20 protein-coding genes, 1 tRNA gene and 1 rRNA gene are annotated in these 21,923 nt (G+C 59.2%); 8 read left to right on the top strand and 14 right to left on the bottom strand.

The features are described 5' to 3' along the window. Positions 1 to 8: 8 nt before the first annotated feature. Both ACEQZD_RS12385 and ACEQZD_RS12380 read left to right on the top strand, forming a co-directional pair. Positions 9 to 872, top strand: coding sequence for an SDR family NAD(P)-dependent oxidoreductase (locus ACEQZD_RS12385; RefSeq protein WP_142949010.1), 864 nt, complete (start codon positions 9 to 11; stop codon positions 870 to 872). A gap of 32 nt (positions 873 to 904) precedes the next feature. Further along, positions 905 to 1,816 carry a metal-dependent hydrolase gene (locus tag ACEQZD_RS12380; RefSeq protein WP_067608708.1) on the top strand — a complete coding sequence of 304 codons (912 nt, stop codon included), beginning with the start codon at positions 905 to 907 and terminating at the stop codon, positions 1,814 to 1,816. 72 nt (positions 1,817 to 1,888) lie between these two features. Here the strand turns inward: ACEQZD_RS12380 and ACEQZD_RS12375 are convergent, their stop codons facing one another. The 11 genes from ACEQZD_RS12375 to lptF all read right to left on the bottom strand — a co-directional run bounded on the left by ACEQZD_RS12375 (position 1,889) and on the right by lptF (position 13,009). After that, entirely contained in the window at positions 1,889 to 3,487 is a 1,599-nt protein-coding gene (locus ACEQZD_RS12375; protein WP_335629004.1) for a GMC family oxidoreductase, read from the bottom strand. Continuing rightward, complete coding sequence (locus ACEQZD_RS12370) at positions 3,480 to 4,592, bottom strand: acyl-CoA dehydrogenase family protein (protein ID WP_370185895.1); 1,113 nt, start codon at positions 4,590 to 4,592, stop codon at positions 3,480 to 3,482. The genes ACEQZD_RS12375 and ACEQZD_RS12370 overlap by 8 nt, the downstream gene beginning before the upstream one ends. A 9-nt stretch (positions 4,593 to 4,601) precedes the next feature. Beyond that, positions 4,602 to 5,762, bottom strand: a complete 1,161-nt coding sequence (locus ACEQZD_RS12365; RefSeq protein ID WP_067608698.1) for an acyl-CoA dehydrogenase family protein — start codon at positions 5,760 to 5,762, stop codon at positions 4,602 to 4,604. A 43-nt stretch (positions 5,763 to 5,805) separates the two neighbouring features. After that, positions 5,806 to 7,356: a long-chain-fatty-acid--CoA ligase gene (locus ACEQZD_RS12360; protein ID WP_214012238.1), complete on the bottom strand. Its 1,551-nt coding sequence runs from the start codon at positions 7,354 to 7,356 to the stop codon at positions 5,806 to 5,808. Between the two features lie 48 nt (positions 7,357 to 7,404). Beyond that, the gene (locus tag ACEQZD_RS12355) at positions 7,405 to 7,800 is read right to left on the bottom strand and encodes a PaaI family thioesterase (protein WP_014994391.1); all 396 of its coding nucleotides are present in this window, start codon (positions 7,798 to 7,800) and stop codon (positions 7,405 to 7,407) included. 43 nt (positions 7,801 to 7,843) lie between these two features. After that, complete coding sequence (locus ACEQZD_RS12350) at positions 7,844 to 8,305, bottom strand: PaaI family thioesterase (RefSeq protein WP_214012239.1); 462 nt, start codon at positions 8,303 to 8,305, stop codon at positions 7,844 to 7,846. Positions 8,306 to 8,382: 77 nt separating this feature from the next. Beyond that, on the bottom strand, positions 8,383 to 9,399 hold the full coding sequence (locus ACEQZD_RS12345; RefSeq protein ID WP_370185890.1) for a BtrH N-terminal domain-containing protein: 1,017 nt from the start codon (positions 9,397 to 9,399) through the stop codon (positions 8,383 to 8,385). Continuing rightward, entirely contained in the window at positions 9,400 to 10,269 is an 870-nt protein-coding gene (locus ACEQZD_RS12340; protein ID WP_067608685.1) for a metal-dependent hydrolase, read from the bottom strand. 400 nt (positions 10,270 to 10,669) lie between these two features. After that, positions 10,670 to 10,756 (bottom strand) — tRNA-Leu (locus ACEQZD_RS12335). Positions 10,757 to 10,832: 76 nt separating this feature from the next. Continuing rightward, positions 10,833 to 11,894, bottom strand: a complete 1,062-nt coding sequence (gene lptG / locus ACEQZD_RS12330; RefSeq protein ID WP_067608681.1) for an LPS export ABC transporter permease LptG — start codon at positions 11,892 to 11,894, stop codon at positions 10,833 to 10,835. Continuing rightward, a complete protein-coding gene (lptF, locus tag ACEQZD_RS12325; protein ID WP_370185886.1) occupies positions 11,891 to 13,009 on the bottom strand; it encodes an LPS export ABC transporter permease LptF in 1,119 nt (372 codons plus the stop codon). Before lptF ends, lptG begins: the two co-directional genes overlap by 4 nt. A gap of 45 nt (positions 13,010 to 13,054) precedes the next feature. On the opposite strand from lptF, the gene ACEQZD_RS12320 reads away from it, so the two are divergent. The 5 genes from ACEQZD_RS12320 to ACEQZD_RS12300 all read left to right on the top strand — a co-directional run bounded on the left by ACEQZD_RS12320 (position 13,055) and on the right by ACEQZD_RS12300 (position 19,269). Beyond that, positions 13,055 to 14,536 carry a leucyl aminopeptidase gene (locus tag ACEQZD_RS12320; RefSeq protein WP_370185883.1) on the top strand — a complete coding sequence of 494 codons (1,482 nt, stop codon included), beginning with the start codon at positions 13,055 to 13,057 and terminating at the stop codon, positions 14,534 to 14,536. 4 nt (positions 14,537 to 14,540) lie between these two features. Next, positions 14,541 to 14,978: a DNA polymerase III subunit chi gene (locus ACEQZD_RS12315; protein ID WP_370185880.1), complete on the top strand. Its 438-nt coding sequence runs from the start codon at positions 14,541 to 14,543 to the stop codon at positions 14,976 to 14,978. Between the two features lie 75 nt (positions 14,979 to 15,053). Further along, positions 15,054 to 17,840, top strand: coding sequence for a valine--tRNA ligase (locus ACEQZD_RS12310; protein WP_370185877.1), 2,787 nt, complete (start codon positions 15,054 to 15,056; stop codon positions 17,838 to 17,840). A gap of 36 nt (positions 17,841 to 17,876) precedes the next feature. Then, on the top strand, positions 17,877 to 18,461 hold the full coding sequence (locus tag ACEQZD_RS12305) for a TetR/AcrR family transcriptional regulator (RefSeq protein WP_142949018.1): 585 nt from the start codon (positions 17,877 to 17,879) through the stop codon (positions 18,459 to 18,461). Positions 18,462 to 18,471: 10 nt separating this feature from the next. Continuing rightward, positions 18,472 to 19,269, top strand: a complete 798-nt coding sequence (locus ACEQZD_RS12300) for a class I SAM-dependent methyltransferase (protein ID WP_335628995.1) — start codon at positions 18,472 to 18,474, stop codon at positions 19,267 to 19,269. 4 nt (positions 19,270 to 19,273) lie between these two features. Here the strand turns inward: ACEQZD_RS12300 and ACEQZD_RS12295 are convergent, their stop codons facing one another. Together ACEQZD_RS12295 and ACEQZD_RS12290 are read right to left on the bottom strand one after the other, a co-directional pair. After that, positions 19,274 to 19,960 carry a TetR/AcrR family transcriptional regulator gene (locus ACEQZD_RS12295; protein ID WP_142949020.1) on the bottom strand — a complete coding sequence of 229 codons (687 nt, stop codon included), beginning with the start codon at positions 19,958 to 19,960 and terminating at the stop codon, positions 19,274 to 19,276. Between the two features lie 76 nt (positions 19,961 to 20,036). Beyond that, on the bottom strand, positions 20,037 to 20,252 hold the full coding sequence (locus tag ACEQZD_RS12290; RefSeq protein ID WP_067612176.1) for a DUF2061 domain-containing protein: 216 nt from the start codon (positions 20,250 to 20,252) through the stop codon (positions 20,037 to 20,039). 219 nt (positions 20,253 to 20,471) lie between these two features. Between ACEQZD_RS12290 and yegS the strand changes: the two genes are divergently transcribed. Then, entirely contained in the window at positions 20,472 to 21,386 is a 915-nt protein-coding gene (gene yegS / locus ACEQZD_RS12285; protein WP_370185873.1) for a lipid kinase YegS, read from the top strand. Positions 21,387 to 21,809: 423 nt separating this feature from the next. Here the strand turns inward: yegS and rrf are convergent. Continuing rightward, positions 21,810 to 21,923: ribosomal RNA gene (rrf, locus tag ACEQZD_RS12280) — 5S ribosomal RNA — on the bottom strand; the annotation flags it as partial.

Here is a 21,923-nt window from a genome sequence, read left to right as displayed (position 1 = left end):
AGCATATTATGAAACGTTTTTACGGGAAAGTCGCTGCGATTACTGGTGCTGGTTCAGGCATAGGTCGAGCGACCGCCATGCTGCTGGCTAAAAAGGGCTGCCATTTGGCTCTGTCGGACATTGACGAAAACGGTCTAAAAGACACCGCCATTGACCTGCGCGACTACCCGGTCAGGGTCACCACCCATGTTGTTAATGTCAGCCGAAGGGATGAGGTGTATCGGTATGCGGATCAATGTGTCAAGGAGCACGGACAGGTTAACTTGATAATGAACAATGCCGGCGTTGGTCTCGGAGAAACCGTTGATGCCATGAGCTATGAAAACTTCGAATGGCTTATGAACATTAACTTCTGGGGGGTGGTATACGGAACCAAGGCCTTTCTGCCTTACCTCAAGCAATCCGGCGACGGCCATGTGATAAACATCTCCAGCATCTTTGGCATCATTGGAGTGCCCACCCAATCAGCCTATAACGCCGCGAAATTCGCTGTTCGAGGGTTCACCGAGTCGCTGCGCGAAGAACTGGACATTGAGCGAAGCTGTGTTAGCGCAACCTGCGTTCACCCGGGCGGCGTCAAGACCAACATTGCCCGTAACAGCCGCATGGGTGATATGGGGAACATAGCCCCGGGCAGCAAGGAAGAAATTACGGAACTTTTCGATCGCATCGCCCGGTCCACGCCGGAACAGGCAGCCAACGCTATCCTGCAGGCGGTTCGCAAGAACCGGCGTCGCGTGTTGATAGGTAATGACGCAGCGATACTGGACGCCGGCCAACGCCTGATGCCGGCGGGCTATCAGCGGCCCCTCGAAGCATTCTTCCGAATGCGACAGGGGCGGCAAAAAATGCCTAGTCAATCGTCGCAATAAGCAGGATCAAACTTCAAAAAGAGGGCCGAATCATGGCTTTAAAGAAGACAACTAATGCAAAGACGTCCAACGTCCTGAACGGTGCGTCAGTGGGCATTCCACCCCGTCACATAGACTTCCAGTTTCCGGACACAACACCAAAGTACTTCTATGCGGACAACGCTACGGCAACCACATTCTTTGCCATGCTGTCCGGGTTCTTTCCACCCGGTGAGCGCTACTTCATGGATTCGGTGCGTTATTTTCGAAACCGTGTTACCGACAAGCAGCAGCGAGCGGCCATTTCCGGATTCATGGGGCAAGAAGCCATTCATGGTCGCGAGCATGACCGCCTTAACGAATTGCTTGCTGAGAGGGGCTTCGACATGGACACTCCGGACCGCTTCGTAAAGTTCGGCCTCCGCGTTCTGAGGATGTTGCCAAAAAGCACCCAGCTTGCCGCCACTACTTTCATGGAACATTTTACCGCCTTGCTTGCGGAGCAGCTATTGGAAGACGAGACGTTTCAAAGTCTGGCCGACCCGGAGATGATAAAGATATGGCAATGGCATGCTCTTGAGGAGCTTGAACACAAATCTGTTGCTTACAACGTTTACGAAATCATCGGCAACAGTCACGGTGAGCGGATCGCAGCGACGGCGGCATCCCTGGTTGTGCTCTTGCCGATGTTGGGGATCACTTGGGCATGGATGCTCGCCAAGGACGGGAAGCTGGGCAGCGTCAAGGACAACGCCGTGGGATTGAACGTACTGTTCGGTCCAAAGGGATTTGTCTCCGGGATTATGCGCCGCCTTCCGGAGTTCGTTGATCGGCGCTACCATCCTGACAATCATGATACGCGGGCACTGGAAGATACGTGGCGACAACGCCTGTTCGCTGAAAACGGACCACTGTACCAAGCTTACAGAAACCGTCCCGAGGGCGACCAAGTCAAGATCGCCTAATATCCGAATTCAACCGCCTCAAAAGACCCGGGGACGGCATTAGCACTACCGTTTGGTGGCGCCAATGTCGTCTCATTGTTGATCCTGAATGATATAACCAGCCGCTTTCTCGCCGATCATCATGCTCGCCGCGTTAGTGTTGCCACTGATCAAATAAGGCATGACGGACGCATCAGCAACGCGCAATCCCAACACGCCCCTGACTCTTAACCGACCATCCACTACGGCCAGATCATCCACCCCCATACGGCAAGTGCCCACCGGATGATAAATAGTTTCAGCGCGCTGCCTGATATCTTCCTCAATCTGGGTATCGGTTAGCACATCGCTCGCCGGCAGATCTTCTCCTCCAAAGACCTCGGCGAAAGCTTCTGTCTGGAACACCCGCCGAGCCAGTTTGACGCCCTCTCTCAGGACGCCGAGATCGTCAGCATCGGAAAGATAACAGGGATCGATGAGCGGGGCACTGAGAGGGTTGCTATCGGCGAGGCGAATCCAACCGCGGCTTTTAGGTCGCAACTGGCATACATGAATGGTGCAGCCAAAGCCTGACGTCAACTCCCTGCCATGATCGCGCAGAAATGCGGGCAGAAAATGCATCTGCACATCCGGGCGCGCCCCTCCGCCGACATTAATAAACGCCCCCGCCTCAGCCGCATTGCTGGCTAGAAAGCCGCGCCGATGGCGGAAGTACGCATAGAACGCTCGCATCAAACGCGGTAGAAAGTAAGGGGAGAAGCCAATTGACTGTCTGCTACGGTCGTGAATCGAAATAGTCATATCCAGATGGTCTTGAAGATTACAACCCACCTCTGGGCAGTCCACCAGACAATCAACGCCAACACTTTGTAAATGGTCACGATCACCAATGCCTGAAAGCATCAGCAAATGAGGCGAGTTGATTGCCCCACCCGAAAGTACGACTTCCCGATTTGCCCGAACGGTGTGAGATGTGCCGGCCGTATCGCTATACTCGACGGCCACCGCACGTCCATTTTCGATCACTACCCGGGAAACCATTGCATTAGTGAGAATGGTCAAATTACCGCGGCTTCTCGCCGGATCGAGAAACGCCCTCGCGGCACTCCAACGTCGCCCATCTTTTTGCGTCACTTGGAATTGGCCGAAGCCGCGCTGCGATTCACCGTTGAAATCATCGTTACGTTTTTCGCCCAGTTCTTCCCCGGCGCGAATGAACAACTCAGTCAGCGGATTAGGATCCCTGACCCGAGTGACGTTCAGCGGTCCTTCGCTACCGTGCCAGGCGTCCGGCGGATACTCCTCATTGTGCTCATGCGCGTTGAGGATGGGCCGGACATCATCCCACCCCCAATCCTTGAGCCCGCTGTCCCGCCAGGCATCGTAATCCTCAGGTTGTCCACGAATATAAACCATGGCGTTGATTGAGCTACTGCCACCGAGAGTTTTTCCACGGGGCCAATAGAGCTGCCTGTTGCCAAGCGCTCGTTGAGCCACTGTTTGATAGCCCCAGTTACGCTTGCCCTCCCTGATCAAACCGATCACCCCGAACGGCACGTTCACAAAACCGCTGTTGTCGTGCGGGCCCGCCTCCAGCAAGCAAACAGAGAATCGGCCGGACTCGCTTAATCGGTTGGCCAGGACACAACCGGCGGATCCCGCTCCGACTACGATGAAATCATATTCATCCACGATCGCACTCCTCTCCGAGGGCGGCGATACGATCAAGATGGTAGTCACCATGACCGTGTGTTAGGGAGCAGTACGTCATGAGACGAAAGTAATGGCCTATATCAAGCTCTTCGGTGACCCCGATACCGCCGTGAATCTGGATCGCCTGTTGCGCGATCTTCACCCCCTTGTCGGCGTAATACGCCTTGGTGGCCGAACAAGCATGTTCCCGTTCAAAGGTATCGTCTAGATCCGCCTTGACGGAGACCATGAACAGCATCGACTCCAACTGTTGAAGATCCGTGAACATATCCACGAGATAGTGTTGAATTACCTGAAAGCTGCCTATCGGCGCACCGAACTGCTTCCGCGTCTTTGCGTAATCAAGAGTGCGCTGATAAAGCGCACTGGCGGCGCCATACATACGCGCGCAATCGAGCGCCTGCAACCAGGCGACGGCCTTGCTGACGGCGCGCCCCACCTTCACGCCACGCGAAAGAATCATTTCCTCATCAATCACCACGTCATCGAACAGCACATCTGAAAGCCGGCTACCGTCCAAGCCCCGATATCGGGTCACCTCGCAGCCTTCAAGCGGCACAAGGACCAAGGTCAGCTCATCGCCAAGCATCGCCGTCGTCAGCACCTTATTCGCGCAGCCACCATCAGGAACGAAATTCTTCCGTCCAGACAGTTTGCCACTGTTAATCGACAGGGATGGCTTCAAAATATTGTATCCGGCGTGGTAGTCATAGAGCGCGCATGCCACCTTCTCATCACCATCGACAATGGATTGCAATACTTTCAATGCCCGCTCAGTACCCAGATACTCGAGAAGTTTTCCAGGACCGATCACCAGATCGACATAGGGGTCCAGACACAAGACGGCGCCGGCCTCCCTAACAATCATCGCCACGTCGATCAGATCGCCGCCATAGCCTCCAACCGACTCAGGAAACGGCAGACCAAACCAGCCTAGCTCGCGCATCAACTCCCATCGTGATGGATCACAATGATTGAGTTGGTTGATTTGTTGCATGTAGGTATCAAAACCATAGTGATCCTTGAGATACCGCCGCGCCGTATCGGCAACCATGGTCGTGTTATCGGAAAGATTGAATTCCATTATGACCTCTCATAAACCTAACAGCATCTTGGCAAGCACGTTCTTCTGAATCTCGTTCGATCCGCCATAAATCGTGCAGGCGCGAAGAAAATTGTACCGACGAGGGGAATGATTAAAGCTTTCATTACCCACCGCTGATGAACTATCCCAGACCAGCGACATCAACCCGCCCATCTCGACCATCGCTTGGGACATTTTCTGTTGTAGCTCGGTACCCTTGATCTTGAGACCGGAAGACTCCGGTCCAAAAGGTCTGCCCTCGTCTGTCGCGGCAACGGTCCTAAAGTTGGTGTACTCCAACGCCATCAGTTCGACTTCCAGCTCGGCCACACGTCGTCGCGCCTGTTGCTTATCGATGTAATACGGAGCTTCGTCAATAGCCCTCTTCATGCGCGCCAATGCATAGTGACTATCGGCAACGCCGGCAATCGTAGTGCGCTCATGCGTTAACAAAAACTTGGCAATCGTCCACCCCATACCCTCCTTCCCCACCAGATTGTCCAGCGGCACCTTGACATCGGTGAAATACACTTCGTTGAGGTGATGGTGTCCATCAATGGTATAAATGGGACGAACCTCGATACCCGGCGTGTTCATGTCTATCAGCAGGAAAGAGATACCCTGTTGCTTCTTGGCATCGGGGTCGGTTCTAACAAGACAGAACATCATGTCCGCCCAATGCGCTTGGGTGGTCCAAATCTTCTGGCCATTGACCAGGTAGTGGTCCCGTTTGCGCTCGGCGCGGGTTTTAAGGGATGCGAGGTCCGATCCGGCATTGGGCTCGGAATAACCCTGGCACCAAAGCGTCTCACCGCTGGCGATCCCAGGCAGCCATCGCTCTTTTTGTTGCGCGGATCCGAACGTGTAGATCACAGGGCCTACCATGGCGACACCGAAGGGACTTACCGGAGGCGCCCCAGCCATGGCCCTCTCAAGATCAAAAAGATAACGTTGTGTCGCGGTCCATCCCGGACCTCCGTATTGTTCAGGCCAGGTTACCGCCAGCCAACCCTGTTCACCGAGCCGTTTCTCCCATTGTTGTTGCTGTGATTTTTCGGGCATTTCGCCAAGTGCGGAAATACGACCAATCTCTTCGGGAACATTTTTCCGCATCCATGCGCGTATTGTCTTTTGAAACTTCTGCTCTTCCTGCGTAAATTGCAAATTCATAATTTTCCTCATCCAAGCAAGTGGTTTTGACAAGAATGATAAATCAGGTAACCGATCGCCCCATCCGTTCCCAGTAGGGTGCACGCAGCTCATTCTTGAGAATCTTGCCGGCGCCACTTACCGGCAATGGTTCACTACGGAACTCGATACTACGTGGAAGTTTGTAACCGGCAATCAACTCCCGGCAATGGCTCAGCAGCTCGTCTTCCGTGAGCACATGGCCTTGGCGAGGCACGACGATTGCATGCACCGTTTCAACCCATTCATCGTGGGGAATCCCCACCACCGCGCATTCCTGTACCGCGGGATGACTATAGATAGCACTCTCAACTTCGACCGAGAATATATTCTCCCCGCCACTGATGATCATGTCCTTGACGCGATCGACGATGAATACAAACCCGTCTTCATCCATATAACCGAGGTCACCGGTATGCAACCAGCCGTTACGCAGCGCCTCAGCGGAAGCTTCCTCCATTCCCCAATAACCCAGCATGACGTTCGGACCTCTGGCGCAGATCTCGCCAACTTCGCATCTCGGTCGCTCGATATCATCCTTGTCAAAAATGGCAACCTCGACTCCCAGCGCGGCCCTGCCCGCGCTTCGGAGTTTGTCGCCTCCAGGCACATGGAAATCGGGTGGCAAGGCGGTGATGATGGGTGACGCCTCCGTCTGTCCATACCCTTGAGCGAACAGAGCGTCCGGCATCTGCTTCATGGCGCTGATCAATACTGACTCAGGCATGGCCGACGCTCCGTAGAGCATGCGCTTGACGCTACTTACGTCGAATTCCTTTATTCTTCCGGAGGACACCAGCAGATTGATCATCGTTGGCACGAGCAAGGCATGTGTAACTCTTTCACGCTCAATAAAAGAGAGCACATCGTCTACATCGAAACGAGGTACGATGCCGTGCGTGCCACCAGCTAGCGTCACGGCAAAAGTGCTTGCCATATCGGCCAAATGAAACATCGGAGCCGCATGCATGTAGATCGTGCCGGACCCATAATCCATTTCCGGCACCACATTAAGCGCATTGAAGACAAGGTTGTCATGGCTCAGCATCACGCCTTTCGACCGCCCGGTGGTCCCCCCGGTATAGAACAGTCCGGCAAGCTCGCTCCCTCCTTCGCTGATATCCCGCATCGGATCTGATTCAGCGATAAGCGACTCATAGTCGACACACCCATCCGGTAAACTACCGTCGCCCATGAAAACCACATGCTGAACGGTCTCAAGCAGCGGCCGCAGTTTTGACAGCATGTCGCTGAATGCATCATCGACAAACAGGATGGACGATGCGGAATCGTTCAGACTGTACGCGATCTCCGGGGGCGCCAGGCGGATATTGACGGGATTAAGAGCCGCGCCGGCCCATGGCACGGCGTAAAAATATTCTAGGTAGCGGTCGCTATTGAGTGACAAGATCGCGACGCGGTTCCCGCTTTCCGCTCCCAAGGCGCGAAGGCCCGCGGCCAGGCGCGCAACACGATTCTCAAAAGCGCGCCATGACTGCTTTCTATCCTTGTAAATCGTGGCGATGCCGTCAGGATTTTGCTGGACCGCACGACGTAATGTTTGCGATATGATCATGGTATTCTCCCAAGTCGCTTAAAAAGCATCAGCCCCAGTTGAAAATACTTAGCGGCTGTAGATAAAGCGCCCGATTGACACGAGCGTTTTATCCAGATAAACGTCGACCGATACGACTACGAAACGTCTTCCTGCACGGACAATACAAGGCTCGGCACGAATCGTGCCCGCAAACGCGGGCCGTAAATAATCAAAGGTCATACTACTGCATGACGGCTCTTCGACCAGATCAAGCGATTCCATCAAATAAAGAGCTGCCGTTATTTCGGCAAAACTGGCTAGGATGCCGCCATGAAAGGTACGCAACAGAGGATTACCGATATGCTGTTCTCGAAAGCACAACCGGCAAGAGAACCCCTCATCAGAGGTCAACGCCTCGAGACCTAGAAACTCCACAAATGGAGTATTTTCAAGCATTTCTTTTTGCGCTTTATTCAGAGCCATGTCAGCCAACCCGTCATCTGGCGATTCGAAAGCGATCGCTCTTTCATACTTTCCCCTCTCCTTTCATGGCTGAATCGAATGCAGGCCCGAGAGTACCGACGGCAAATGAACCGAATACCGTTGCCAGCAAGTTATGATCGGAATAAGCGCAACCTTGTCCGCGCACATAGGCGATATCACCTCGTACCGCGTAACACTCCACCTCGCTGTAGATTCCCTCCCCCGCGGGTACAGGCCGGATGAAATCCACACGCAGATCGATGGTCGCAATCGGACGCATGTCACCGAGCCGGGAAAATATTGCCAACCCGCAATTGGTATCCAATAGCGTGACAACAACTCCTCGGTGAAGCCCCCCGTGTCGATCGCAAAGCGTTGGACGGCAGGAGAGGCTCATGGCGGCACGCCCTTTGCCAACTTCCTCCACTTCCACGCCGAAGGCGTTGAACAAGGGATGGGATGTGCCAAAGAAGGTCTTGGCCATGGTTAAATAACGATCTGACATCGAATCGCTTCCCCCTTTCATTGGCTGGCCCACTCGGGAGCCGGTATCTCGCTCCGGGTCCGGTCGCTTTTATCTAATCAGCCCAGAGCATCTAGTGCACACTTCACATAACGCGACTCGTGTGATTTAACCCGATTAATAGCCAACTCGATATCGGCGGAAGGAAATGTCGTTGCCTCGGAAGCCATTTTCAAAACAGCCGCCAAGCCGGACCAAGCCGCTGCCGCGCCTCGCATGAGCTCCACTAACTTCGCATCTCTCACCACGGTAAGCCGTGCACTGGCCTCTTCCAAAAAATCGGCGTACAGGGTACGAAATCCGGCTCCCCCAGTACCGCGCTTTTCGATCACCTGGTAAGCAAAACGCAACGACCAGCGCCAGTTTTCGTCAGCCGCCCAATGTGACAGCCCGTCAATCCAAGTATCCAGCGCCGCGAGACCGCTAAAACGATCGCCGTTCGCCAGAGCATAGGCATTGTCAAAGATGGCCCTCCGAATACGTTCCGGAGTTACGCTGGCTTTGATAGCTTCGGGGGCAAACAGGTTTCCGTTATGAATAAAAGGGGGCGCAGTGGAGAAGCGTGCGTCGGCCAAATTAGCCGTAGATACCGCGATCAATCCCGGGCGTTCGGTATCACTGACCAACACCTCGTCCCGCTCCTCGTCATATAACCATGCCACAATGGCGTGCCCTGCAAAATGTGTGTTGCTTTGGAAGTAGGGCAAATGGAAAATGTCAGTTAACAACAGTGCGGGTCGATTTTCATTCAGCACCCGTTTGAGATCCGTATTGGCGGACCGTTGATCGCGGTAGCCGCGCCAGGAAAAGGGAATATCCAAAGTATTGAATACCTTTTCCTCGAATTCCATTGAACGCACATGCACGATGAAAGGGGTATTGGAGGCTGCAGTCTCCACATAGGTAATGCCGAGTCCGGCCCCAAGACCAAAACAGCAAGCCTCGCTCATCACCAAGCCGTGGAACTCAAGCAAGTCACGGATGGCCGAACTGCCACAGTGCCTGCCCGGCCTGTGGCAGTGACGCGCCCCGATCTTTGGTCTTACAGCCGTTTCAGACACTTCTCCGCCGACCATTCAGGCGGCCTCGCTCACCGGCTCGGTTTCATATACGGCGGCCGATGCCCGCATCGGATCACCATGCTCTCCGTACTCCTTCAACCATGCCGCGACTTTCTCCGGCATGCCCGTTTGCCAGGGGTGGAATCCCGGACGGAACCACGCAACAAACTCGGGCAACATGCGGGTCAGAATACCGCGACGACCGTAGAGCCGGTTTAGACCACGCAGCACTACCGTCGGCCGTCGCATCGCACCGTCAAGACGCAACATATTCACGAACACCGGCCCGACGACCAGGTGCACCATCAGCATGGCAACCACCAGGGCCGAAGCGCGAGTCAAATAACCTCCGCCTGCCGCAGTTCGGTATACATCGTACGCCACTGCCTTGTGCTCAACCTCTTCCACACCATGCCAGAGAAACATCGCCCGCATTACCGGATCCGCATCTCGGAACATATCCGTTTCATCCTTGAGCATCGCCTCGCCCAGAGTGGCGGTAAAATGCTCGAAAGCCGCGGTCATCGCCAGTTGATACTTTTCCGGCATGTATTTCTGTGTCGTACGAATAAAACGACGCAGGTTGCGGGTAATCTGATCGACATCGATTCCCTGCGCCTCCATCACGTCATTGAAACGATCATGGACGATACCGTGCTGGCCCTCCTGACGAATGAAATGGCGGATATCTTCACGCAAGCGCTGGTCCGTCACCTGATCCTGGAAATGGCGCACCGACTGGATAAAAAACCGCTCCCCCTCGGGAAAATGCACCGACAAGGCGTCAAAAAAACGGGTTACCACAGGATCACCACCATTCCAGTGGCGCGGCACAGAGGACACATCAAAATCTACTTTACGGGGCTGAATTGAGATTGCACTCATCAGAACCTCCTCTAGAGAACTACAGCATGAAGTATACGTTTCCAAAGATGCTATTGGTTAACCAACCAAGACTCAATAAGAATTTTTTCTTAAAGATCGCTCATCTTTTACCGTAACAGGACACTGCCATCTGAAGCAGCAGTGCATACAAAGGGGCGTCGGGACGTCCGCGGAACTCAGGTCCGTTGTTTGATAAGGTAGTCGTACGGTTCAAGGGAGGAGAGAGGAGGGCAACCACCGATTACGGCTGCCCGGCTTGTAACCAGATGAAGCGGGGATGTTTACAGCAGCCTCAACGTAGCTAGTCGAAGGAGCAAATTGAACGGGGCGCCCTAACGAAACCGGAAAGGGAAATCCCAGTGACGACGCTGCGTCGGAAGTCCATTCCCAACATAATGTTTGGTACCAGAGGCCGGACTTGAACCGGCACGCCCTCGCGGGCAACGGATTTTGAATCCGTCGTGTCTACCAATTCCACCACTCTGGCTTTGGCTTACCGCTGGACAGCGATCCCGCTGTCTCGGGCGGCGAGTATACCAAGCCCGGCCAACATTGCCAGCCGTTCAGCGCACCCGCAGCAGCAGCCAGATGCCCAGTACCAGGCACAGCAGCGGGGGTAACCCGGCGGCCAGCAGCGGCTCGGTGCGGAACACCAGGGACAGATGTCCAAAAAACTGCTGACCGTAGTTGAAGGTCAGCCCGGCGACGATGCCGGCGGCCATGCGCAGCCCCATGGTCACTTCGCGCAAGGGGCCGAAAATAAAGGAGATGGCGATCAGCACCATGCCGATGGTGGCCGCCGGCATCAGCAGTTTCTGCCAGAACGCCAGCATGTAATCCGCGCTTTGCAGCCCCTGCTCTTTCATATAGCGGGTGTAGTTCCACAATTTGGCCATCGCCAGCCGCCGCGGCTCCAGGACCACGATACTCAGCAATTGCGGGGTCAGGCTGGTGTCCCAGCGGCCGCCACCTTCGGTGTAGGTTTCGGTGCGGTCGTCGCCGAAACGGGTGCCCTGGATGTTCTGCAGTGTCCAGTGATCGCCCTGGTAGAGCGCCCTTTCCACGAACTGGCTCTCTTCCAGCTGGTGATCGTCGTTGAAGCGGTAACGGGTGAGGCCATAGAGCACCCCGTTGGGCTGCACCGTATTGATATGGATGAACTCGTCGCCTTCCCGGTGCCAGAAACCGTATTCACTGCGCAGCGCCTCACCGCCGCCCTCCTGCAGGGAGCGGTTGCTCTGCGCCACCTGCTCGGTATACGGGGCCAGGTACTCGCCCACCGGGATCGACAGCAGCATCAGGAAAATCACCGGGCGCAGCACCATCCAGCTTACCTGCAGCGTGGACACGCCGGCGGCGCGGATCACCGACAGTTCGCCGCTGTTGGCCATCAGCCCCAGGCCGATCAGGGTGCCGAGCAGAATCGCCATGGGCAGGTATTCGTGAAAGCGGCGCGGCACCGTGGTGAGCACGAACTGCAGCGCCTGCATCACCTGGTAACCGCCGCGCAGGAATTCCAGCTCGTAGATAAAGCTGAATAGGCAGTCCAGGCCGACGATGATCGCCACGATGGCCAGCGACGGCAGCAGCACCGAGCGCCAGAAATAGCGTTTGAGCAGGGTCATGCGCGGGCCCTCCTCGGCTTCAGCCGGCCGCCGAAATAGAGCATGAAGACGGCGAACCCGGCGATCAGGTGAATCCAGACCATGGAGTAGTACCAGGGCCGTTCGCTGCCGGGCACTTCGGCGATCCAGCTGCGCATGGTCAACAGCAGGCCCACGTAAAGCATGTAGCCCAGCACCGCGGGGATCATGCGCAGAAACCGGCCCTGGCGGGGATTAACGCGGGACAGCGGCACGGCGGCGAGACACATGATCGGCACGGTGAGCACCAGGGACCAGCGCCAGGCCAGCTCCGCCATGGCCTGGTTGCCGCCGTCATCGATCAGATCCAGGGTGGAACGGCCGCGCACCTCCGGCGGCCGGCTGCTGGAACGCTCGCTGCCGATGCGCACGCGGGCTTTCTCGAAGGCCACTTCGCGGTAATCCGCCTCGCCGGGCTTGCCCTGGTACTGGTAGCCGTCGGTCAATTCCAGATAGCTGATGCCGTCCTGCTGCACCAGGTTGCCGCTGCGCGCCCAGACGGTCAGCAGGCGGCCGGCTTCCTCACTGGAGAAGCTGGCGTCGGCCACGAACACGCTTTCCAGCACGCCTTCCTCGCGGTTGAGGCTTTCCGCGTAGGTAGCTCTCTGGTTGTCGTCGTCACCTTTGACGTGGAAGCGCCCGGGGGTCAGCAGTTCCAGCACCGAGCGCCCCTTTTGTTCCTCGAAGATGCGGTTCACCTCCGCGTCCCCTTGCGGGGTGACGTAGAGCGCGAACAGGGCGATCACACTCATCGCCACCAGAGCGGGTACGATCAAGGAACGCACCACCCGGCCGTCGCCCTGCCCGCCGGCGCGCAGCACCACCATCTCGTTGTCCATGTGCATGCGCCCGAGTACCAGCAGTATGGCGATGTACAGGCTCAGCGGCAGAATCATCTGCAAAAACTCGGGGAGCCGGAACGCCATCACCAGGAACAGGGCGTCCGCCGCGATCTGCCCGGCGGCGGCCTCGGCTAAGTACTTGATAAAGCGGCCACTGACCAGCACCATCACTAGAATGAAGGTGACCAGTACCGTGGTCATGAATACCTGTCGATTTATATAGCGGTGTAATATCAACGTCGGCCCCGCCCGCACTTAACCTGCACTGAAAGTGTGCGGCATTGTAACTCAGGAGACAGCATGGAGTACGCCATTAGCCATTCCGCTTTAGCAAAAATCAAAGCGGATTGCGTGATTCTTCCCTTGAGCAGCGACGCAACCCTGCCAGACAACCTGCCCGATGAGACACGCGAAGCGGTCAAGGCGTTCATTAAGGCCGGAGATTTCTCCGGCGACAAGGGCCAGACCGCGTGGCTGCATCAGCCGCCGGGCCTGACCGCCAGCCGCCTGTTTCTGGTCGGCTGCGGGGACAAGAGCGAGCTGGACGGCAACGCCTTCCTGAAACTGGTCGGCCAGGTCAGCCGCGCGCTGCAGCGCGGCCCGGTGAAGCAGGCGGTGTGGGTGCTGGGCTCGGTGGCCGTGGCCCGGGATACCGAATGGCAGGTGCGTGAAGGCACCCGGGTGGCGGAAGAAGCCGCCTACCGGTTCGACCTGTACCGCAGCAAAGCCCCCAAGGCGGCGACGCTGAAGAAGTGGACCTTCTGGGCGGCCGAGCTTAATAACGGCCTGAAGAAGGCCAGCAGCGTGGGCAAGGCGGTGGCCGCCGGGTCCGCGCTGGCCAAGGATCTGGGCAACATGGCGCCCAACGATTGCTACCCGGAGTACCTGGCCAGGCGCGCCCGCCAGCTCGGCAAGGATTACGAGAAAAAGCTGTCCGTGAAGGTGATCAGCCACGCCCAGGCGGAAAAGATGGGCATGGGCGCGTTTTGCGCCGTGTCCCAGGGCAGCAGCCGCAAGGGCTGCCTGATCGTGATGGACTACAAGGGCGCGGCCGGCAAGCCGGTGTCCCTGGTCGGCAAGGGCATTACCTTCGATACCGGCGGCATCTCCCTGAAACCCGGCGCCAACATGGACGAGATGAAGTACGACATGGGCGGCGCCGCCAGCGTGTTCGGGGCGATGAAAACCGTGTGCGAGCTGGGCCTGCCGATTCACCTGGTCGCGGTGGTGGCCGCGGCGGAAAACATGCCCGACGGCGAAGCCACCCGCCCCGGGGATATCGTCAAAACCCTGTCCGGGCAGACCGTGGAGATTCTCAATACCGACGCCGAGGGCCGGCTGGTGCTGTGCGACGCCCTCACCTACGTGCAGCAGAAGCACAAGCCGCACACGGTGATCGATGTCGCCACCCTGACCGGGGCCTGCGTGGTGGCGCTGGGCAGCCACGCCCAGGCGGTGTACAGCAACGACGACGCGCTCAGCGAGGCGCTGCTGGACGCCGGCCGGGACACCGGCGACCGGGGCTGGCCAATGCCGCTGTGGGAAGACTACCAGAGCCAGCTGGACAGCCCGTTCGCGGACATGCAGAACATCGGCGGCCCCAAAGGCGGCTCGATCACCGCGGCCTGCTTCCTGCACCGTTTTACCCGCGACGTGAAGTGGGCGCATCTGGACATCGCCGGCACCGCCTGGAGCAGCGGCGGCAAGGAGAAGGGCTCCACCGGCCGGCCGGTGCCGATGCTGACCCGCTACCTGATCAATCTGGCGGAGCGCAAAGGCTGACCCCTTGACGGAAATACTGTTCTACATCACTGAACAGGCCGGCGAAGGCGTGCAAACCGCCCTCGCCCGCCGTATCGCGGAGAAGGCCTGGCGGCAGTCACGGCGCATTTATGTGCACTGCCGGGACGACGCCCACGCCCGCGACGTGGACGCCGCCTTCTGGGCGCAGCCGGCCACCGGCTTTCTGCCCCACGACCTGGCCGGCACTCCGGTGGCCGACACTCCGGCAGCCGGCACCCCGGTGGTGGTGGGGCACGGGGACGATCCCGGCGACCACCACGATGTGCTGATCAACCTGGCGCCGGAGGTGCCGGATTTCGCCACCCGTTTCCAGCGGGTGGCGGAAATGATCACCGGTGACGGGCCGCTGCGCGAGGCGGGCCGGGCCCGTTTCCGCTTTTATCGCGACCGGGGCTTTCAGATCCAGAGCCACCGTCTCTGAACCACGGAGCGCGACGGCGGCGCCCCCTTTCGCTATAATTCGCCCTTCGTTTTTGCGGTGAAGACAGCGGAGATCATGGATAAAACCTACCAACCCGACAGCATCGAGCAGGCCTGGTACCAGACCTGGGAAAAGGCAGGCCATTTCCGCCCCTCCGGCGAGGGCCAATCCTTCGCGATGATGATCCCGCCGCCGAATGTGACCGGCAGTCTGCACATGGGGCACGCGTTCCAGGACACCATCATGGACACCCTGGTGCGCTATCGCCGCATGCAAGGCCGCAACACCCTCTGGCAGGTGGGCACCGACCACGCCGGCATCGCCACCCAGATGGTGGTGGAGCGCCGCCTGGCGGCGGAAGGCACCGACCGCCATCAACTGGGCCGCGAGCGCTTCCTGGACAAAGTCTGGGAATGGAAGGCGGAATCCGGCGGCACCATCACCCAGCAGCTGCGCCGCATGGGCAGCAGCGTGGACTGGTCCCGTGAACGTTTCACCATGGACGACGGGCTGTCCAACGCGGTGCGCGAGGTGTTCGTGCGCCTGCACAGCGAGGGCCTGATCTACCGTGGCAAGCGTCTGGTCAACTGGGATCCGGCGCTGCACACCGCGATCTCCGACCTGGAAGTGGAAAACCGTGAAGAACAGGGCCACATGTGGCACTTCCGCTATCCGCTTTCCGACGGGTCCGGGCACCTGGTGGTGGCCACCACCCGCCCGGAGACCATGCTCGGTGACACCGCCGTGGCGGTGCACCCGGAAGACCCGCGCTATAAGGATCTGATCGGCCAGACCGTGCGTTTGCCACTGGCCGACCGCGATATTCCGATTATCGCCGACGATTACGTGGACCCGGACTTCGGTTCCGGCTGCGTGAAAATCACCCCGGCCCATGACTTCAACGACTACGAAGTGGGCAAGCGCCACGATCTGCCGCAGATCAACCTGTTCACCATCGAGGCGCATCTGAACGACAACGCGCCGCAAGCCTACCGCGGCCTGGACCGGTTCGACGCCCGCAAGAAAGTGGTCGACGATCTGGACGCGCTGGGCCTGCTGGAGAAGGTCGAGGACCACACCCTGCAGGTGCCGCGCGGCGACCGCTCCGGCGTGGTGATCGAACCCTATCTCACCGACCAGTGGTTCGTGGCGGTGGAATCCCTGGCCAAGCCGGCTATCGAAGCGGTGGAAAACGGCGACATCCAGTTCGTGCCCAAGAACTACGAGAACATGTACTTCTCGTGGATGCGCGACCTGCAGGACTGGTGCATTTCACGGCAACTGTGGTGGGGCCACCGGATTCCCGCCTGGTACGACGAGGACGGCAACGTCTATGTGGGCCGCGACGAGGACGAGGTGCGCCGCGAGCACAACCTGGGCGACCGCCCCTTGAGCCAGGACGAGGACGTACTGGATACCTGGTTCAGCTCCGCGCTGTGGACCTTCTCCACCCTGGGCTGGCCGGAACAAACCGAAGAGCTGAAAACCTTCCACCCCACCGATGTGCTGGTAACCGGTTTCGACATCATTTTCTTCTGGGTCGCGCGGATGATCATGATGACGCTGAAGTTCACCGGCCAGGTGCCCTTCAAGCAGGTGTACGTGCACGGCCTGGTCCGCGACGCGGAAGGCCAGAAGATGTCCAAGTCCAAGGGCAATGTGCTGGACCCGCTCGATCTGATCGACGGCATCGACCTGGACACCCTGGTGGACAAGCGCACCCGCGGGCTGATGCAGCCGCAGAAAGAAAAGCAGATCGGCAAGCGCACGCGTAAGGAATTTCCGGACGGCATCAACGCCTACGGCACCGACGCGCTGCGCTTCACCTTCCTGTCGCTGGCCTCCACCGGCCGCGACATCAAGTGGGACATGGGCCGCATCGAAGGCTACCGTAACTTCTGCAACAAGATCTGGAACGCCGCGCGCTACGTACTGATGAACACCGAGAACCAGGACTGCGGCCTGGACGCGGACAGCGGCGAAGTGACCCTGTCCCTGGCGGATCGCTGGATCGTCAGCGCGCTGCAGCGCGCCGAAACCGAAGTCACCGAGGCGCTCGACCAGTTCCGTTTCGACGTCGCTTCCCACGCCGCCTACGAGTTCATCTGGAACGAGTACTGCGACTGGTATCTGGAGCTGTCCAAGCCGGTGCTCTACGGTGACGAATACAGTGAAGCGGAAAAGCGCGGCACCCGTCGCACGCTGGTGCGGGTGCTGGAAGCCATCCTGCGTCTGGCGCACCCCTTCATGCCGTTCATCACCGAAGAGATCTGGCAGAAAGTGGCCCCGCTGGCGGGCAAGACGCCGGCGGCGGAAGGCGCCGCCGCCACCATCATGCGCCAGCCGTTCCCGGTCAGTGACAGCGCGCGCCTGGATCCGCAGGCGGAGAGCGACATCGAGTGGATCAAGGCGGTGATTACCGTGGTGCGTAACATCCGTGGCGAGATGCGCATCCCGCCGGGCAAGGCGCTGGACGTGTACCTGCACAACGGCAAGGACATCGACCGCGAGCGCCTGGCCGCCAACCACAACTTCATGTGCCGGCTGGCCAAGCTGGAGCGCATCACCTGGCTGAACGCGGAGGATTCCGCCCCGGCGTCCGCCACCGGTCTGGTCGGCGACATGGAAATCCTGGTGCCGATGGCCGGCCTGATCGACAAGGACGCGGAGATCGAGCGTCTGGGCAAGGAGATCGACAAGCTGCGCAAGGAAGTGGCCCGTGGCGAGAGCAAGCTGCGCAATCCCAACTTCGTCGATAAAGCCCCCGACGAAGTGGTCGCCAAGGAGCGCGAGAAACTGGACGACCACCGCTCGCAACAGGCCCGTCTGGAAGAGCAGATGGAGAAGATCAAGTATCTTTAGGCGCGCGCCGAGCACGCCGCGTCAGGAGGCACGGCCTTGACCGACAATGACCCGCGCCGGGCGCGCATACTCGCCACCGCCCGGGATGTGTTCGCCGAACAGGGGTTCCGCCGGGCGGAGGTGAAAACCATCGCCCAGCGCGCCGGTGTCGGCAAGGCCACCATCTACCGCTTCTTCCCGTCCAAGGACGCGCTGCTGCTCACCGTGGTGGAGGAAAACCTCACCGCGATCCGCGACCTGGTGCTGGGCGAGCTGCTCAACGGCGCGCCGCCGCTGCAGCGCCTGGAGAATGTGTGCCGCGCCGTGGCCCGCTTTCTGGAAAGCGAGCGCGATTTCTCCCGGCTGCTGATCCAGGAAGCCGGTGAGTTTCTCGGCCCGATCCAACAACGCTATCTGCGCCTGGTGGAAGACAACCTGCCGGTGGCCGACGCCTTCTTCAACGAGCTGCGTAACGACGGCTACTTTGTTGCACTTTCCACCCGGGACACTATTTTGATGATGGTGAATCTGCTGGTGGGCACCACCTACACCTGGGTGCTCACCGGCGAAGGACGGCTTGAGCACCAGGCCGTCAGTTACATGGAAGTGCTGGTGCGCGGCCTGCGCGCCGGCGACGCCTGAAGGAGGCCGCATGCGCATCTCAACGCTTTTTGCTCTCGCCACTCTGTGGCTGGCCGGCACGGCCGTGGCCGCGCCATTGGAACAGATTCTGGAAAGCCCCCACCGCGAGGCGGACAGCGGCCGCGACGGCGATCGCCACCCCGCCGAGACCCTGGCGTTCTTTCAGGTCGAGCCGGATATGACGGTGGTGGAAGTCTGGCCCGGGGGCGGCGGCTGGTATACCGCCATTCTGGCGCCCTGGCTGCGCGACCACGGCACCCTCTACGCGGCGCAGTTTCCCGCCGACAGTGGCGTCGATTTCTACCGGCGCGCCCTGCAGCGCTACCAAGAGAAGCTGTCGGCCCGCCCGGCGCTCTACGACCAGGTGAAAATCACCCATCTGGGGCCGCCCGAGCACACCGACATCGCGCCGGCCGGCAGCGCCGACCGGGTGCTCACCTTCCGCAACGTGCACAACTGGGCCAAGGCCGGCACCGCCGAGGCCGCCTTTGAAAGCTTTTTCCGGGCTCTGAAACCGGGCGGCGTGCTGGGGGTGGTGGAACACCGGGCCCCCGCCGGCCGGCCGCTGGAAGAGCAGATCGAGTCCGGCTATATGACCGAGGCGTACGTGATTGAGCAGGCGGAGAACGCGGGCTTCGAACTGGAGGCCAACGCCAGTATCAACGCCAACCCGGCGGACGATACCGAGCACCCGGCCGGGGTCTGGACCCTTCCGCCCACCCTGCGGCTGGGGGAAGAGAACCGGGACCGCTATCTGCGTATCGGTGAAAGCGACCGCATGACGCTGCGGTTCCGCAAGCCGGAGTAGCGCTTCAGCTCTGTGGCCGCTCCAGCATGCCGGGAGTGGCGTCGGCGCCCAGCACCACCGATTCGGCGATGCCGATCATGGTGCGGCGGCACTGCTCCAGACGCTGGGCGGAAAATTCGCCGTTCTCGAAGATGTACAGGGAATAGTTTTCCAGAATCCAGAGCATGGTCCGCATTACCAGCGGCTCCATGTCCCGCTGGGTCAGCCGGCTGATCTCCGACGACAGCACTTCCGCGGCAATCTGCTGGGCACGCACCCGGTGGGGGGCCAGCGCCGAGTTGGAGGAGCGGGCCTCCTCCATCATCAGCTTGATCACCGGCCCCATGCTGACGTGGTAGTTGAAATACACCTCGGTGGTGTTGGTGATGATCTCCTTCACCGACTGGGCCTGGCGCATTTCCTGATGGAAGTGCAGCAGCATGTTATCGATAAAAATCCGGTAGATGCTCTCCAGCACGTCCATCTTGTTGCGGAAGTACTTGTAGAAGGTGCGCCGGGACACTTTGGCGGCGTCCAGCAGGTGCTGCACGGTGGTCCTGGCCAGCCCGCGCTGGGCGAACACATACATGGAGTGGATCAGAATCTCCGCGCGCGCCTGGGAGCGCTGGCCGCCCTCCTCTTCCGCGTGGGCCTCCAGGACCTGATTGACGACCTGACGTATGGCGTCCAGATCTTCCGGTGTGCGTTGCACGTGATTTTTCCCCTGTTTTTGTTTACCCGGCTGGCTAGCTTAACCAAGGCCATCCGGGCCGTAAACAGGCAGTCTATCACGCCGCTATCAGCGTTCCCCCGCTACCACCGGACGACCCTTTACCCTTTTTCAGGCGCTTCCAGACTTTCTCGTGGAAGTGGTACGCCACGGTGTTCACGCAGGGTTCCACCAGCGCGGTGGCGCCACCGATGCGCCAGTCTCCGGTCATCGCCCAAACCACCAGGAAGGCGATGCTGATATGCATGATGCCAAAGCTGAATGTTTTACCCATGGAGCACCTCCTAGATGATGGGTAAATGATATCCATTCTCGCCAATAGGTAAAGCACGCATTTTCTCATTGCGTCGATAGGTCCGCTCTATTCAGCTTTCAGGGCGGAGCGGTTAATTGTTGTAAAGGCATCTGTCGCCTGGGTGCGATTTCCTCCTGCACGGCCTAAGCTAGCAGCACGCCCCTCGGGGCGCCCCATTCACCAGCCAAGGACTCTTACATGGAGCGTAAAGCGCTACTGATTCTGCACGGCAAACAGGCGGCCCATCAGGCTCTCAGGGAAGCGGTCATGGACCGCCGGGAAGACGGCTGGGACCTGGCGGTAAGAGTCACCTGGGAAGGCGGCGACGCGGAACGCTATGTGGACGAGGCGCTGTCCCTGGGCTACCGCACGATTGTCGCCGCGGGCGGTGACGGCTCGGTGCGGGACATCACCCAGGCGATGATGGCGTCCGGGAAGCCGGACCTGGCACTGGCCATAGTCCCCATGGGCACCGCCAATGACTTCGCCACCGCGGCCGGCATACCGGAAGATCCTGCGGAGGCCCTGGCGCTGCTCGATCACGCCCCCCGGCCGGTGGACGTGATCCAGGTAAACGACAGCTATTTCCTCAACATGGCCACCGGCGGGTTCGGCACCGAGGTGACCACCCAGACGTCGGAGGATCTGAAAGAACTGCTGGGCGGGGCCGCCTATTTGCTCACCGGGCTGACGCGGTTCGCGGAAGTGCGTCCGGCGGAGGGGCATTTCCGGGGGCCTGATTTTGAGTGGCAGGGTGAATTCCTCGCCCTGGGGCTGGGCAACGGCCGCCAGGCCGGCGGCGGCCAGCGGCTGTGCCCCGAGGCCTGCATCGATGACGGCCTGATGGATGTGGCGATTCTGCCTTCGGATATGGATCTTCTCGCCGGCGTGCGGGGGCTGTTCAACAGCGACAATGGCAACGGCAACGGCGAGCGTGAGGGATTGTTCGTGCGTGCACGGGTCAGTGAGCTGGAGATCGAGACCCCGGAGCCGATGCATTTGAATCTGGATGGCGAGCCGTTGAAGGATCAGCGGTTTAAGTTGAAGGTGCTGCCGGGGGCGATGGGGCTGGTGGTTGGGGAGGAGTGTCCGATGATGGAGGTGGAGAAATAAATAGGTTTAGGACGGGCTCGAGGTCTGGGTTTGTGGGAGCGAGGCTTTGTGGGAGCGGGGCCTTGTGGGAGCTGGGCCTTGTGGGAGCGGGCCTTGCCCGCGAAAGGCCGGCTCTGCCGGCCGGCAGGATTCCAGAGAGGTGTGGAGTGGGGATGACCTACTTAGGTCGCTTTGCCGGTAGCGGAGGCTTGGCGTGGGATGACCTACTTTAGGTCGCTTTGCCGGTAGCGGAGGCTTGGCGTGAGCTGACCTACTTTAGGTCGCGAGCGGTGCTCGCGATCGCTTCGCGACGCCTTTGGCGCCTGCTCCCCGTTCCTTTGGAACAGGGTCGCTCACATGGGCCGTGTAGGGACAGGAGTTCATCGTATCCTAAATATAAAAAACCCCCGCCACTTTCGTGACGGGGGTTCTTTATATTTAAGAGCCTGACGATGACCTACTCTCACATGGGGAAGCCCCACACTACCATCGGCGCTGAGTGGTTTCACTTCTGAGTTCGGCATGGATTCAGGTGGTTCCCACTCGCTATGGTCGTCA

Origin of the sequence: Alloalcanivorax sp., from assembly GCF_964221125.1 — a bacterium.
GTDB lineage: Bacteria > Pseudomonadota > Gammaproteobacteria > Pseudomonadales > Alcanivoracaceae > Alloalcanivorax > Alloalcanivorax venustensis.
This window is presented reverse-complemented; position numbering and strand designations above follow the sequence as displayed.